The organism is Ruminococcus bromii, assembly GCF_002834225.1.
Lineage (GTDB): Bacteria > Bacillota > Clostridia > Oscillospirales > Acutalibacteraceae > Ruminococcoides > Ruminococcoides bromii.
Genome location: NZ_NNSR01000073.1, coordinates 156,773 through 170,672 on the forward strand (window position 1 = coordinate 156,773; position 13,900 = coordinate 170,672).

Here is a 13,900-nt window from a genome sequence, read left to right on the forward strand (position 1 = left end):
AGGAGCTTTTATGAAAAAACATTCAAAGCTTTGCGCAATTTTTCTTACAGCACTTTTGAGCATTTCGGCTGTAAGCTATTCTGTATCGGCAGTCGGTGAGGATGTTGATTCAGGCGGAGATTCAAGCGTTATTGTTGATCCGGTAGAGCCCGAACCCGATCCTGCCCCTGAGCCGGAACCTGCACCTGAACCGGAGCCGGATCCGGAGCCGCAGCCGCAGCCCGACCCCGTGTATCCGGATTCTTCGGACGATTCATCATATGTAGATCCCGGCTATTCGTCAAGTGATTCGTCATATGACAGCAGCTATAGCTACGACAGCAGCTATGACTACAACAACAATAACGATTATAACAATAGCTACAGCAGCAGTCAGACTTACTACTACTCTGAGCCGTCATATGTAGGCGGCGGTCAGTCATATGTTGCTCCGTCAAATACTGCTCCGTCAGCGTCGCTTATCAAGTCTGACGATAACATTGACGAAAAGACTCTTTCAAGCGGCGACTGGTCTGATATCGCAAAAAATCTTAAAAATACCGACACAGCGGGTTCTGACGGTGATGACTTTAGCTTCATCAAGAACAATAACAGCAAGGGTGACAACGGTCATTGGATGTTCTATGTTTCAATTGTTCTTCTTGCTCTCGGTGTTGCCGGCATAGCATACTTTGTGATTTCGATTGTCCTTAACAAAAAGAAGAGAGTCGCAGTCGGCGGCAGAAGTAACGCTCCAAAGAGCAAATCTGCACAGCCGCAGCGTTACAGCAGTAACGATGACTATGCCGACGATTATTCATCTTCAGGCAGAAAGTCCGAAAGACGCAGTAAGTACGATACTGCTGAAATCAAACTCCCCAAGAACAACTCAAAGGGCGGAAGAAGATACAAGTAATTAGATAACTTTATAAAACAAAAGCAGTTCCAAAATCGGAACTGCTTTTTTGTTTGGCTGTGTAATTGGATTTTTATATGACCTTTGTTCGATTATTAAAATCAGTTTTTGTCATACGGCTTTTTGTATGCCTCTTTGAAAGGTTTTACAGTGCCGTCCTTTTCCTCAACGCTTACATTGTCAAGTGTTGCGTTGAACTGTGTGCGGATTTCGCCGAGATAAATTTTGTATAACTCTTTCTGCTCTTTTTGCTCAGCCTCGGTAAGTCCCTGTTCCTTTTTCTTTTTTGCAAGCTCGTTAATTCTTTCGAGCATCTTTTTATCCATAAGTCAATCCCCCTGACTGCAATTATAAATTTATGAGCCTCTGCTCAACAATTATAATATCACACAAGAGGATAAAGTGCAAATTTTTAAATTGCCAATTGAAAACGAAAAAAATTTGTGCTATCATTCATTTAAACCCGTTATACGGCAAATTTTTTCGGCGGTGAATTATGGAAAATTTCAGCTTATTACACCCGACAAATTCAAATGCAGCCTATAGAACTCTCAACAAAGAGGCACTGAATGATTTGTCGGTTGATTTTATATGTGACGCTCTCACAAAAGAGCAGTATGAACGCAACAGCATAAAGCAGCTGCTGATAAATATTACGGATGACGAGGAAGTTATAAAATATCGTTGCGATGTTTTTGAGGATTTTCTTCGTTTTCCGAAACTTCGTGATGATCTATCCGCACTCCTTGTAAAGCTGAACGATTTGCGTGAAATTGAGCGCTTTCAAAAGGATACCGAGGCATCTTCCTTATGGCAGCTTGTAAACCGACTCCGTGAAATGGACGGCTATGTCGATTGCATTACAAGAATAAAAAATACGCTTGAAACGATTGATGTAAGGTCGGAGGGATTGCTCGAGCTAAAGAAAAATGTTAAGTCAATCTACAATGACAGCGGCTTTCCCGACCTGAAAAAGGATATAATAGATACGCTTGCAAAGGCTCAAAAGCTCAAGAGCATAACCCTCGGTGTGAATCTTGACGATTTGCTCCGCCCAAAGAGTGTGGGTGTAATCTCACTCAATGACAAAGAATTTACCGACAGCGGTATCCTCAAAAGATTTATGAAGTTTACAAACCGTGACGGCGAACTACACCACGGCAACGATGTTTCGGGATTTTTAAGCTTTCATCCGTCCAATCCGTCAACCTCGCAGTTCGGGCTGGGACAGTTTGTTGTGGGTGCTCAGCAGGATGTAAACCACACTATGAACAGCTCGCTGACCGGCGCAGATCCTATGTCTGACGCACTCAAAAATGTTGTGACCGATATCCTCCGCAGAACCGTAAATGACATAAAATCAATGCTCAACAGATATGTCAATGTCAACGGCTACTCGTTCGTTTCGCTTATGCCCGAAATCATTTTCTATATCCGTTTTGCAGAGCTTTGCGACAGGATGAAGAAGAAAAATCTTCCGCTCTGCAAGGCAGAGGTTCTTCCTAAAGAGGAAAGAAACTGTTTTTTGAAAGATGTTTACAACCTCAAACTCGGCATAAAATCGGCAAACGGTGAGAATTTGGATATTGTCACAAACGATATTGATTTTAACGATGACAGGCGAATTTACATTCTGACAGGTCCGAACCGTGGCGGTAAAACCACGATTACTCAGGCGGTCGGACTTGCGTTTCTGCTTGCTCAGAACGGAATATATGTTCCTGCAACGCAGATGAAATTCAGCCCATGCGACAGCATTTTTACGCATTTTCCTGCCGATGAAAACGATACCGTTGACCTTGGCAGACTCGGTGAAGAAAGCAAAAGACTTGCCGAAATTTTCTCTTCTGCAAGCCGTTACAGTCTGCTTTTGCTCAACGAAAGCCTTGCAACAACCAATGTTGCCGAGGGTTTGTACATTGCCCGTGATGTTGTCAAATCAATGCGATATCTCGGCACAAGGGCGATTTTTAATACCCATATGCACGATTTGGCTCGCAATCTTGATGAGGTGAACACAACCGTAAAGGGCGACAGCAAGGTTGAAAGTCTGGTAACAGGTGTTGAAAACGGACAGCGTTCGTTCAAGGTTTTCATCGCTCCGCCTCAAGGTGTAAGCTATGCCAAAGACATTGCCGAAAAATACGGTGTAACCTTTGACAAAATCAAAAAACAGATTGATCGGCAGCGTGTCGCTGCACCCGGTTCGGGAAGATAGTATGTAATAATAAAAACATATTATGCCCGAGCGTAGTATTGTAATTGTTAGCACAATTCTGTAGGGGCGTTCATTGGACGCCCGCACGGCGAGCCGCCGTTCCAAATTCGTGAGGAGCTAAAAGCTACTGATACAACGGCGTGGATAGGCAAGATGAACAATGTCAGAAACCAGGCAGCGGAAGTCGTAAGCGAAGAGATTATCTATAAGTAAAAACTGTAATCGGAGGGTAAGGCAACGAGCTTTATCCTCCGATTTTTCAAAACCGCTTGACAAATCCAAATGACAATAATATAATACATTTTGACAACCATACTTGTCAGATAGACAAAGAAGATTGTCGGACGGAGGTGCTGTATGATACTGCGAAATCGTTTGAAGGAACGCAGAGCTGCACTGAATGTCAATCAGCAGGAAATGGGACGCTTATGCGGCGTATCACGGCAAACGATCAGCCTGATTGAGCGGGGCGATTATTCGCCGTCGGTCACCCTTGCTCTGACGATTGCAAAGGTCTGCGGCGTTACGGTAGAAGAAGTCTTCTATTTACAGGAGGAAACTGAAAATGAAAAATGACGAAATCAAACAGGCAAATCGAAAAGCTCTGCCTAAATTTTTGCTTTTTGCGGTCGTATGTACGATTGTCGGCGGCGTGGTCGGTTATTATTCCGGTCACAGTGCAGCAAAAGGCGGGTTGGATCAACTGGTTGGCACGATGAAAGAAGCGGGAGCGTTCTTCGGAACGCACATCGCTCCGTGGCTGATGCTGGCGTTGGCGGTCATCGTGCCGGTGGTCTGCATCCCAATTTATCGGAGTGCAAAGAAACTGGTTGCTGCGTGGGATGGCGAGGATGAGGACATCTCGGATACGGTTGACAGAAAGCTGTCTGCTGTGATTTGGATTACAAGCGTAGCCCTTATCGTCTCCTATTTTCTTATTGCCGCATCCTATTCCGGTGGCTTTGCAACATTTGACAGTAAGAACAGCACAATCATCTTTTTTATCGGCGTTGTTGCTTTTTTCGGCATAATGGCTGAGGCGACGATTATTCAGCAAAAGTGCGTGGACACCGCCAAGCAGACAAATCCCGAAAAGAAAGCATCCGTCTATGATATGCGGTTTCAAAAAAAGTGGATTGACGACTGCGATGAAGCCGAGAAAATTATGATTGGCAAATGTGCGTTCAAAGCATACTCCGCAACAAATGTGGTCTGCACGGTTTTGGCGATTGTGCTTGCGGTCTGTGCGCTTGTGTTCGACATTGGTTTTCTGCCCTCACTTATGGTTTGCCTTGTCTGGATCGTCAATCTGTCGGTGTACTGCAAGGAGGCAATGCGCTACTCAAAAGCTGGGAATAAAATCTCCTAAATATAATTGTGGGAGGAATACGCAAATGGACAGTCTTTATCTCATTTTGCTTGCCCTGTTCCTTCTTGTGATTATCCCACGGATAATGCAGCGAAGGAGATTGGCGGCAATCAGACATATTTTGAACCGAAAAATGCGGAACAAGGAGAACATTGAAATGAAAGAGTTGGCAAAACGGTTTATCGGAGAAGAGTGCATTATTTATACGATTACTTCAAATGACGGCAGCGTACAGGGATTGATAAAAGAAATTGATGACGGCGGTATGGTCATAGAGAAGAAAACAGGCGAACTGGAGATTATCAATCTGGATTTCGTCACCCGTATTCGGCAGTATCCGAGAAAGAAAAACGGGAAGAAAAAGGACATCGTATTGGACTAAAATCAACGAACCTGCTGAAATAGCACTGTATAGCACGCGAAAAATGCGTTTTGCTGCCTGTGGGCAACACATTCGCTGTTTGCGGGGAAGAGTTTTTACGGAAAATGCGCTATACTTTTCTTCGGAGGTACATAAAGCAGATAGTTTGTAAATGTCAAAAAGCATATTATGCCCGAACGGAAGTTTTTTAAAATTGAAAGTTGAAAATGGAAAATTGAAAATTACGGTCGGGCAGACAGTTTGCAAAATGCAAATCATTGTTGCCCGACTGTTTTTGTATATATAGAAGTTGCGTTTAAATGTATGGGCGGATGCTACGGTGTTGCAATTATTTTGTTATATTCAGAAAATTCGTATAAAAGAAAACGGAGTGCATTACGCACTCCGTTTTCTTATGCCCACAAAATAATAAAAAAAGAAGGAAATAGCTGTTTAATAAAGCAACAGTGTAACCTTGCAGGATTTCAAGCTATTTCCTACAAACTGTTACCCTATGCGAGTATTCTAACACTAACAGTAATAAAAGTCAAGACTGTTATACTATTTTTTGTCATTGATAGTAATAATATCGTTTAACTCTATACATTGAATAAATCATGTGTCTGAAATTTGTGCAGATTATCAAAAGAAACCTGCCTGTCTGAAGAAGAAAATCCACAAAAACATCGTGAAACACGCTAAAACCGAAGTGAACACAACCGCCGCACCTGCAAGTTTGAAGTCGCTGTCCATTTGCTGAGCCATTGTGAATGACGAAACCGCACACGGCGATGCAAAAAGTCCGATAAGCGACACAAAGTCAACTCCTCTGATTCCTATAAGCGCCGCCGTCCCCAGACAAAGTGCCGGCACAACAACAAGTCTTGCGATTATGCAGATTACGAGGTTGCGTGAACAGCCTTTTATGCTGTCAAATGTGACAGACGCACCGAGTACAATCAGCGCAAGCGGAGTTGCAACCGCCGCAATATCCGAAACCGTTTTGTCAATTGTTTCCGGAAGGCTTATATTGAACGCAACAGACAAAAGTCCGAGCGCAGAGCCGATAATCAGAGGATTTCTGGCAATACCTTTTAAAATTTTCAGCACATTTATCTTTTGCCCTCTGAAAATTTCAAGCGTGATTACGGCAAGCATATTGTAAATCGGCACAATTACGGCAACAAGAACGGCGGTCATACCAAGCTTATCCTTACCGAAAATATTCGCCGCAATCGGAAGTCCCATAAGGACAAAATTACTGCGGTAAATCGCCTGAATCATCGCACCACGGCTGTAATTTGACTTTTCAACAAGGAGTGTAAACCCGATTGATAAAAAGTAAATCGTGAACACGCCAATAACCGCAAAGGCAAGCAGCTTCGGGCTGAAAACGCTTGAAAAATCTGAGCCGTAGATGTTATTGAACATCAGAAAAGGAAAAAATACATTGAAAACAATTTTGTTAAGCTGAGGCAGAAAGCTGTCCTGCAAAATTTTTAATTTTCTCACAAGAAAACCAATGAAAAGCATTATGAACATCGGCAGAACCGCATTAAGCGCAACGAAAAAACTCTCCATAAAATCACCTCTTTTCAGCATACCACATTGCAAAATTTTTTTCAACAAAGCATACACCCGAAAATGTGCATTTATTCAAGTTGAAATATGTCGGTTTGTGTGTTAAAATATTTCGTGAACGATTTAAAATGAAACAACGAGGTGTGACAATGAAAAAATGTGAATTCTGCGGTAAGCAGATATCGTATTTTGACCAGTATTGTGATGATGAGTGTCATATTAAAGCAAATAAATTTTACGAAAAGGGCGAGCGTTTCGGCAAGCTGTTTGCGGTAATCAATATGATTTGTGTGTTCGGAATTCCAATCGGACTTTTTATGCTCTCGTTTGCAAGAGAGGTCGGTCTTACCGTCGCACTTGCAAGCTGTGTGATTCTCGGAACTATGCTCATTATTCTTCCGTTTCCCACGGAAAATATGATTTCAAAATTCAAAATTCGGAAAGCCGTAAAAATCACAAGAATGATCGGCGGTGCGGTAATTTTCCTCGGAGTGCTGATTTTGCTCCTTGCATTGTTAATTAAATTCTGATTTAAATTGAATAAAACGAAAAATTGCGTCAATACTATTTTCAGCAAATACAAAGGAGGACTTTGAATGCTCGATAAAATAGCATTGACGCTTCTTATTATCGGCGGACTCAACTGGGGAAGTGTCGGCATTTTTCAGTTTGATCTTGTTGCGTGGATTTGCGGCGGACAGACAGGAATCATAAGCCGTATTGTTTACATCCTTGTCGGACTTTCCGCAATCTGGTGCATTACACTTTTATTCAGGGACACAAGCGACACCGTGACGGACGGAACGGTTGCGGATTCGTAGTTTTTGCAGTAGGTTTAGCCGTATGGGCGGATATTATCCGCCCATATAAAATTGTGAAAACAATTACAATATTACGCTCGGGCATAATATGCTTTTTACATTGCAAACTGTCTACACGAAAGGGGAACGGCGGCTCGCCGTAATTTTCCATTTTCAACTTTCAATTTAAAAAACTTTCGCTCGGGCGTAATATGTTTTTTAAATTGCAAACTGTCTACACGAAAGGGGAACGGCGGCTCGCCGTATTGTACAATAAAATAATCAATAAACAAAAAACAGGCTGCCATATGACAACCTGTTTTCCTATGTAATATTTACTGCGTGGCAGATTCGTTTTAATTAAAGTGCCTCAACAATGGCTCTTGTATCTCTTGCAATAACCATTTCTTCGTCGGTTGCAATGAGTTCAACTCTGATTGCCGAATCAGGAGTTGAGAGTGTGCCTGTAACACCGCATGTGGCCTGCTTGTTGAATTCCTTATCCAACTTAACGCCAAGGCATTCAAGATAGTCGCAAACCTTTTCACGGAGCATAGGCTGGTTTTCACCGATACCTGCCGTGAATACGATGCCGTCACAACCGCCGAGCGCTACATAATAGCTGCCGATGTACTTTGCAATCTGGTAGTAAAGCATTTCGTGGGCAAGGTGAGCTCTCATATTGCCGTCTGCTTCGGCTGCACAAACATCACGGTCGTCAGACGAAACGCCCGAAATGCCCAAAAGTCCCGATTCCTTGTTGAGAATCTTTGACATTTCCTCGGGAGTGAGATGCTCTTTTTCAGCGATAAATGTGATAACAGACGGATCAAGTGAACCTGAACGGGTACCCATCATAAAACCACCGAGAGGAGTAAGTCCCATTGTAGTGTCGATAACCTTACCGCCCTTTACGGCTGTGATTGAAGAACCGTTGCCGATGTGACAGGTAATAAGCTTGAGCTCTTCCTTTTTTCTGCCCATAAGGTCAGCCATTTTTTCGGAAACATAACGGTGAGATGTGCCGTGAAAGCCGTACTTTCTTACACCGAACTTTTCATAATACTTGTAAGGCACTGCATACATAAATGCTTTTTCGGGCATTGTCTGGTGAAAAGCAGTATCAAAAACCGCAACCTGCGGAACTTTCGGACCGAAAACTCTTGTGCAGGCCTCAATGCCCTGAAGATGTGCAGGGTTGTGAAGAGGTGCAAGAGGAGCAAGCTCTCTGATTTTGTTGATTACCGAGTTATCTACAAGCACCGACTTGTCAAAGTATGCACCGCCCTGCACAACTCTGTGACCTACGGCGGAAACCTCGGACAAATCGCTGATTGCACCGTATTCGGGATCTATGAGTGCATTTTTAACAGCCTCAAAAGCCTGAGTGTGATTAAGCATCTGTGTTTTGCGGTTGATTTTTTTGCCGTCGGGTGTTTTAAAACCAATGAAAGCACCGTTCTGACCGATTCTTTCACAGTTACCCTTTGCGAGAACTGCCTCGTTGTCAGTATCAATAAGCTGGTACTTGAGCGAGGAACTGCCTGCGTTGATTACGAGAATTTTCATTACAATCGTCCCCTTTGGTAGTTGTTTTCAGTTTAAAATATAAGAAATATATTTGCCTGTCGTCATATTTTATACTATAATGTAAATCAGAAAAAGACTTTTCAAAATTGACAGGTCACACATACATATGATACTCCAAATTATGTATGTTTTCAAGTGTTTTTTACAATATGTATGCGAAATAAAGGCTTCGGAGGAATAGTTATGGCAACAGCTGTCATCTGCGAATTCAATCCGTTTCACAACGGTCATAAATATTTGCTCGAAAGTGCAAAAAAAGTGCTTAAAGAGCCGATTATAGCGATTATGAGCGGAAGCTTTACCCAGCGCGGTGAGGTTGCTGTATGCGACAAATTTGTCCGTGCAAAATCTGCCCTTGAAAACGGTGCGGATTTGGTGCTTGAACTGCCCGTTGTGTTCTCGCTTTCGGGCGCTGAGGGCTTTGCAAGGGCAGGTGTTGCGATTGCGTCGGCTTTTGACTGCACAAATCACCTTGCTTTCGGCAGTGAAAGCGGTGACTGCGAACTGCTCAAAAGATCCGCAAACGCTGTTTGTGACGAAAGGGTACAGGCTCTTGTGCGTGACGGAATGAAAAACGGCGGATACTACCCCCGTGAGCTTGAAAGCGCCGTCAAAGCGGTTTTTGGTGACGGGGTTTCATCGGTACTTTGCAAACCGAATAATATTCTTGCCGTTGAGTATATCAAGGCATTGAGCGGTACATCTGTTGAACCGTTCTCGGTTGCAAGAACAGGTGTTGCACACGACAGCCGAATTGCGGGCGAGGGCTTTGCGTCTGCGTCACACATAAGAGAAATGTTGCGTAACGGTGAAAATGCGAAGAAATATGCACCATATGTTCCCGATGAAATCACATTTTCCGAAAATCTTGACAGACCGTTGCTGTATCGTTTGCGTACTATGACAAGAGAGGAGATTTCTAAGCTGCCCGATGTGGGCGAGGGACTTGAAAACAGAATAGCCGATGCGGCAATGCAATGCAGTACCTCGGCGGAAATTGCCGATTTTGTAAAAACAAAACGCTACACTCATGCACGCATACGGAGAATACTCGCCTGTGCATTGCTCGGAATTGAAAAAGCTCATACGCAGATTCCGATTGAATATGTCCGTGTGTTAGGATTTACGAAAGACGGTGCAGAGCTTTTAAAGGATTGCAGATTAAATGTTGTCACTTCTGCAATTGCCGGTCTTAAAATCGGCGGCAGTACAAAAGCATTGCTTGAAAAGGACATTTCCGCTTATAATATTTCGGCTCTTGCTTACCGCGTTCCGAAAAAAGGAGGTCTTGATTTTACTACACAGATTGTAAAAATATGACGCCGAGCGATTGGCTCTTCAATGATATGACAGATTGGCACGGTTACAAAGGCTTTAATTACATTTTTTACCGCTAAAAAAGGCGATTTTTACGGGAATTTTATCTTTTTTGTGAGAAGTGCAACAATAACTGTGTAATCTTTTTGTAATTATTATTGAACCCGATAAAAGTAGAAAAATGGTCAAAAAAACATTGACAATTATTTAACAAAGATGATAAAATAGAGTCAATCGATGATTGGCTAATTCTAAAACAACGATTGAGAGGATCCAAAAAATGAAGAAAATTCTATGCTTTTTAATGGCATGTGCAATGTGCCTGACAGCAGCAGTAGGTCTTTCCGGATGCGGTTGTGACGACAACAAATCCCAGAAAAACAAACCCGGCTACAAGGTTGAGCCGACAGAGCCTGATTTTACAAACGGCGAATTCGGATTTTTTATCATCAATCAGGAAGAACTTATGGTTACTAAGTACACAGGTTCAGACAAGGTTGTTAAAATTCCCGAAAGCTACAAGAACTACAAGGTTACCGTAATCGGTCCGAGCGTGTTCAACGACTCAAAAATCACTGAGGTTACAATCCCGTCAAGCATCAAACAGATTGAAGATTATGCTTTTGCAAACTGCCACAGCCTTACAAAGGTAAACTTCAACGAAGGTCTTGAAATTCTTGACAACAGCGTGTTCTTTAACTGTTCGGAGCTCAGAGAAATTAAGCTTCCAAATTCACTTAGGCAGATTGGCGTAAGAGCTTTTTCGGGTGCGTCCGTAAACAATGTGGTTCTTCCCGACAACGGAAATCTCACAAAAATCGGTGAATTTGCGTTTTATCAGTCGCGTGAGCTTACAGACATTACAATTCCTGCGTGTGTGACGAGTATCCCTGACAATGCTTTCTCGGAGTGTGCCAAAGAGGTTACAATTCACGGAGGCAAAGGAACATATGCCCAGAACTACGCACAGAAAAATAAATTGAAGTTCGTGGCTGAATAAGCCTTGAAATAAAAAGTAAGATATTCATTTTCAGCTTTGCTGAATCTAATATAATTATGCAAGATAAGAGGTAGATTAAATGAGTACAAAAGAGTATCCTATCGTAGATAACGCAGAAAGCTTTGAAGCTGCCCTTGCAAGAGTAAGAGAAGCTCAGAAAATTTTTGCTACCTACACACAGGAACAGGTTGACAAGATTTTCCTTGCTGCCGCAACTGCTGCTAACCAGATGAGAATTCCGCTCGCTAAGATGGCTGTTGAAGAAACAGGCATGGGCGTTGCAGAAGATAAGGTTATCAAGAACCACTTCGCTTCTGAGTATATTTACAATGCTTACAGAAATGTTAAGACTTGCGGCGTTCTTGAGGAAGACAAGGCTTACGGCATCAAGAAGATTGCTGAGCCAATCGGCGTAATTGCTGCCGTTATCCCAACAACAAACCCGACTTCAACCGCTATCTTTAAGACACTCGTTTGTCTTAAGACAAGAAACGGTATCATCATCAGCCCGCATCCCCGTGCTAAGAAGAGCACAATTGAGGCTGCCAAGGTTGTTCTTGAAGCTGCTGTTAAGGCAGGCGCTCCGGAGGGTATCATCGGCTGGATTGATATTCCTTCACTCGAACTCACAAACACACTTATGCAGGAAGCTGACTGCATCCTCGCAACAGGCGGCCCCGGCATGGTTAAGGCTGCTTATTCATCAGGTAAGCCTGCACTCGGTGTTGGCGCCGGTAACACACCTGCTATCATTGATGAAACAGCTGACATTTTACTCGCAGTTAACTCAATTATCCACTCAAAGACATTTGATAACGGTATGATCTGTGCTTCAGAGCAGTCTGTTATCGTTGAAAAGAAGATTTACAGCAAAGTTAAGAAGGAATTCAAGGCTCGTGGCTGCTACTTCCTTAACGAGGAAGAGACAGAGAAGGTTAGAAAGACTATCATCATCAACGGCGCCCTTAACGCTAAGATTGTTGGTCAGAAGCCTGTTACAATCGCAGCTCTTGCAGGTGTAACAATTCCTGAGGAAACAAAGGTTCTTATCGGTGAGGTAGAATCAGTTGACATCAGCGAAGAGTTTGCTCACGAGAAGCTTTCTCCTGTACTCGCTATGTACAAGGCTGAAGATTTTGAAGATGCTATTGCAAAGGCTGAGCATCTTATTGCTGACGGCGGTTACGGTCACACATCTTCACTTTATGTTGACGCTGTAAACGAAAGAGCAAAGATCGACGAGTTTGCTTCAAGAATGAAAACTTGCCGTATCCTTGTAAACACACCTTCTTCACAGGGTGGTATCGGTGACCTTTACAACTTCAAGCTTACTCCTTCACTCACACTCGGCTGTGGTTCATGGGGCGGCAACTCTGTTTCTGAGAATGTTGGTTGCAAGCACCTTATCAATATTAAGACAGTTGCCGAGAGGAGAGAAAATATGCTTTGGTTCAGAGCACCTGAAAAGGTTTATATCAAGAAGGGCTGTATGCCTGTAGCTCTTCAGGAACTCAAGGATGTAATGGGTAAGAAGAGAGCATTCATCGTTACCGACTCATTCCTTTACAAGAATGGCTACACAAAGCCAATCACAGACAAGCTCAATGAAATGGGCATCACATATACAACATTCGCAGATGTTGAGCCTGACCCATCACTTATTTCAGCTCAGAAGGGTGCAGAGGCTATGCGTAAGTTTGAGCCTGACTGCATTATCGCACTCGGCGGCGGTTCAGCAATGGATGCCGGCAAGATTATGTGGGTTCTCTATGAGCATCCGGAAGTTGACTTCCAGGATATGGCTATGCGTTTCTGCGATATCCGTAAGAGAGTTTACACATTCCCGAAGATGGGCGAGAAGGCATACTTCATTGCTATCCCAACATCATCAGGTACAGGTTCTGAGGTTACTCCTTTCGCAGTTATCACAGACCAGAATACAGGCGTTAAGTATCCGCTTGCTGACTATCAGCTTATGCCTAAAATGGCAATCGTTGATGCTAACAACATGATGAGCGGTCCTAAGGGACTTACAGCTGCATCAGGTATCGATGCTGTTTCTCACGCACTTGAGGCTTATGCTTCAATGATGGCTACAGATTTCACAGACGGTCTTGCACTCCGTTCACTCAAGCTTATCTTCGAGTATCTCCCTGCTTGCTATGACAACGGTATGAACGAGCCTGTTGCTCGTGAGAAGGTTGCTCACGCTGCTACAATGGCAGGTATGGCATTCGCTAACGCATTCCTCGGTGTTTGTCACTCAATGGCTCATAAGCTCGGTGCTTTCCATCATGTACCGCACGGTATTGCTAACGCACTTATGCTTGAGCAGGTAATCAGATTCAACTCAGCAGAAGTTCCTGCTAAGATGGGTACATTCCCACAGTATGATCACCCGCACACACTCGCTCGTTATGCTGAAGTAGCTCGTTACCTCGGCCTCGGCGGCAAGAACGATACAGAGAGCGTTGAAAACCTTATCAAGGCTGTAAACGACCTCAAGGCAAGAGTTGGCATCAAGAACTCTATCAAGGATTATGTTCCGGACGAAGAGGACTTCCTCAACCGTCTTGACGCTATGACAGAGCAGGCATTTGATGACCAGTGCACAGGTGCAAACCCAAGATATCCGCTCTTCAAGGAAATCAAGCAGATGTACCTCAATGCTTACTATGGCAACAACAGCGAGACTGTTTAATCTATCTCGTAAAGCATAATTATAAAACACCCTGCCTACACGGCAGGGTGTTTTGTTATTTTTTCAGT

At 43.4% G+C, this 13,900-nt stretch carries 14 protein-coding genes; 11 read left to right on the plus strand and 3 right to left on the minus strand.

The features are described from left to right. Window positions 1–10: 10 nt before the first annotated feature. The gene (locus RBATCC27255_RS10525; protein WP_169923322.1) at window positions 11–895 is read left to right on the plus strand and encodes a hypothetical protein; all 885 of its coding nucleotides are present in this window, start codon (window positions 11–13) and stop codon (window positions 893–895) included. A 101-nt stretch (window positions 896–996) separates the two neighbouring features. Here RBATCC27255_RS10525 and RBATCC27255_RS09510 read toward each other — a convergent pair whose 3' ends face one another. Next, a complete protein-coding gene (locus RBATCC27255_RS09510; RefSeq protein WP_101029772.1) occupies window positions 997–1,221 on the minus strand; it encodes a DUF896 domain-containing protein in 225 nt (74 codons plus the stop codon). 170 nt (window positions 1,222–1,391) lie between these two features. Here RBATCC27255_RS09510 and RBATCC27255_RS09515 point away from each other — a divergent pair, with 170 nt between their 5' ends. The 5 genes from RBATCC27255_RS09515 (at window position 1,392) to RBATCC27255_RS09535 (ending at window position 4,864) form a co-directional block, all read left to right on the plus strand. Then, window positions 1,392–3,113 (plus strand): MutS-related protein, encoded by a 1,722-nt coding sequence (locus tag RBATCC27255_RS09515; RefSeq protein WP_101029773.1) that lies wholly within the window; start codon window positions 1,392–1,394, stop codon window positions 3,111–3,113. Between the two features lie 105 nt (window positions 3,114–3,218). Continuing rightward, on the plus strand, window positions 3,219–3,326 hold the full coding sequence (locus tag RBATCC27255_RS10790) for a TnpV protein (RefSeq protein ID WP_278292797.1): 108 nt from the start codon (window positions 3,219–3,221) through the stop codon (window positions 3,324–3,326). 162 nt (window positions 3,327–3,488) lie between these two features. Further along, complete coding sequence (locus tag RBATCC27255_RS09525) at window positions 3,489–3,689, plus strand: helix-turn-helix transcriptional regulator (RefSeq protein WP_479725154.1); 201 nt, start codon at window positions 3,489–3,491, stop codon at window positions 3,687–3,689. Continuing rightward, window positions 3,679–4,482: a DUF3169 family protein gene (locus tag RBATCC27255_RS09530; protein ID WP_101029774.1), complete on the plus strand. Its 804-nt coding sequence runs from the start codon at window positions 3,679–3,681 to the stop codon at window positions 4,480–4,482. Before RBATCC27255_RS09525 ends, RBATCC27255_RS09530 begins: the two co-directional genes overlap by 11 nt. 25 nt (window positions 4,483–4,507) lie before the next feature. Then, complete coding sequence (locus RBATCC27255_RS09535; protein ID WP_046433088.1) at window positions 4,508–4,864, plus strand: hypothetical protein; 357 nt, start codon at window positions 4,508–4,510, stop codon at window positions 4,862–4,864. A gap of 621 nt (window positions 4,865–5,485) precedes the next feature. On the opposite strand, the gene RBATCC27255_RS09540 is transcribed toward RBATCC27255_RS09535, so the two are convergent. Then, a complete protein-coding gene (locus tag RBATCC27255_RS09540) occupies window positions 5,486–6,424 on the minus strand; it encodes an AEC family transporter (protein WP_101029775.1) in 939 nt (312 codons plus the stop codon). 149 nt (window positions 6,425–6,573) lie between these two features. Here RBATCC27255_RS09540 and RBATCC27255_RS09545 point away from each other — a divergent pair, with 149 nt between their 5' ends. Next, entirely contained in the window at window positions 6,574–6,954 is a 381-nt protein-coding gene (locus tag RBATCC27255_RS09545; protein ID WP_101029776.1) for a hypothetical protein, read from the plus strand. A 66-nt stretch (window positions 6,955–7,020) separates the two neighbouring features. Continuing rightward, the gene (locus tag RBATCC27255_RS09550; protein ID WP_021882621.1) at window positions 7,021–7,245 is read left to right on the plus strand and encodes a DUF378 domain-containing protein; all 225 of its coding nucleotides are present in this window, start codon (window positions 7,021–7,023) and stop codon (window positions 7,243–7,245) included. A gap of 339 nt (window positions 7,246–7,584) precedes the next feature. On the opposite strand, the gene RBATCC27255_RS09560 is transcribed toward RBATCC27255_RS09550, so the two are convergent. Next, window positions 7,585–8,793, minus strand: coding sequence for an acetate/propionate family kinase (locus RBATCC27255_RS09560; protein ID WP_101029778.1), 1,209 nt, complete (start codon window positions 8,791–8,793; stop codon window positions 7,585–7,587). 204 nt (window positions 8,794–8,997) lie between these two features. Here RBATCC27255_RS09560 and RBATCC27255_RS09565 point away from each other — a divergent pair, with 204 nt between their 5' ends. The 3 genes from RBATCC27255_RS09565 (at window position 8,998) to adhE (ending at window position 13,832) form a co-directional block, all read left to right on the plus strand. Continuing rightward, entirely contained in the window at window positions 8,998–10,134 is a 1,137-nt protein-coding gene (locus RBATCC27255_RS09565; RefSeq protein WP_169923323.1) for a tRNA(Met) cytidine acetate ligase, read from the plus strand. Window positions 10,135–10,411: 277 nt separating this feature from the next. Continuing rightward, the gene (locus RBATCC27255_RS09570; protein WP_101029780.1) at window positions 10,412–11,131 is read left to right on the plus strand and encodes a leucine-rich repeat domain-containing protein; all 720 of its coding nucleotides are present in this window, start codon (window positions 10,412–10,414) and stop codon (window positions 11,129–11,131) included. A gap of 79 nt (window positions 11,132–11,210) precedes the next feature. After that, complete coding sequence (adhE, locus tag RBATCC27255_RS09575) at window positions 11,211–13,832, plus strand: bifunctional acetaldehyde-CoA/alcohol dehydrogenase (RefSeq protein WP_101029781.1); 2,622 nt, start codon at window positions 11,211–11,213, stop codon at window positions 13,830–13,832. The last annotated feature ends 68 nt before the right edge of the window (window positions 13,833–13,900 follow it).

Coding starts and splice junctions, on each gene's coding strand:
- RBATCC27255_RS09565 (WP_169923323.1), top strand. CDS start 8,998: ATGGCAACAGCTGTCATCTGCGAATTCAATCCGTTTCACAACGGTCAT.
- RBATCC27255_RS09510 (WP_101029772.1), bottom strand. CDS start 1,221: ATGGATAAAAAGATGCTCGAAAGAATTAACGAGCTTGCAAAAAAGAAA.
- RBATCC27255_RS09560 (WP_101029778.1), bottom strand. CDS start 8,793: ATGAAAATTCTCGTAATCAACGCAGGCAGTTCCTCGCTCAAGTACCAG.
- RBATCC27255_RS09540 (WP_101029775.1), bottom strand. CDS start 6,424: ATGGAGAGTTTTTTCGTTGCGCTTAATGCGGTTCTGCCGATGTTCATA.
- RBATCC27255_RS10525 (WP_169923322.1), top strand. CDS start 11: ATGAAAAAACATTCAAAGCTTTGCGCAATTTTTCTTACAGCACTTTTG.
- adhE (WP_101029781.1), top strand. CDS start 11,211: ATGAGTACAAAAGAGTATCCTATCGTAGATAACGCAGAAAGCTTTGAA.
- RBATCC27255_RS09550 (WP_021882621.1), top strand. CDS start 7,021: ATGCTCGATAAAATAGCATTGACGCTTCTTATTATCGGCGGACTCAAC.
- RBATCC27255_RS09535 (WP_046433088.1), top strand. CDS start 4,508: ATGGACAGTCTTTATCTCATTTTGCTTGCCCTGTTCCTTCTTGTGATT.
- RBATCC27255_RS09515 (WP_101029773.1), top strand. CDS start 1,392: ATGGAAAATTTCAGCTTATTACACCCGACAAATTCAAATGCAGCCTAT.
- RBATCC27255_RS09530 (WP_101029774.1), top strand. CDS start 3,679: ATGAAAAATGACGAAATCAAACAGGCAAATCGAAAAGCTCTGCCTAAA.
- RBATCC27255_RS09570 (WP_101029780.1), top strand. CDS start 10,412: ATGAAGAAAATTCTATGCTTTTTAATGGCATGTGCAATGTGCCTGACA.
- RBATCC27255_RS09545 (WP_101029776.1), top strand. CDS start 6,574: ATGAAAAAATGTGAATTCTGCGGTAAGCAGATATCGTATTTTGACCAG.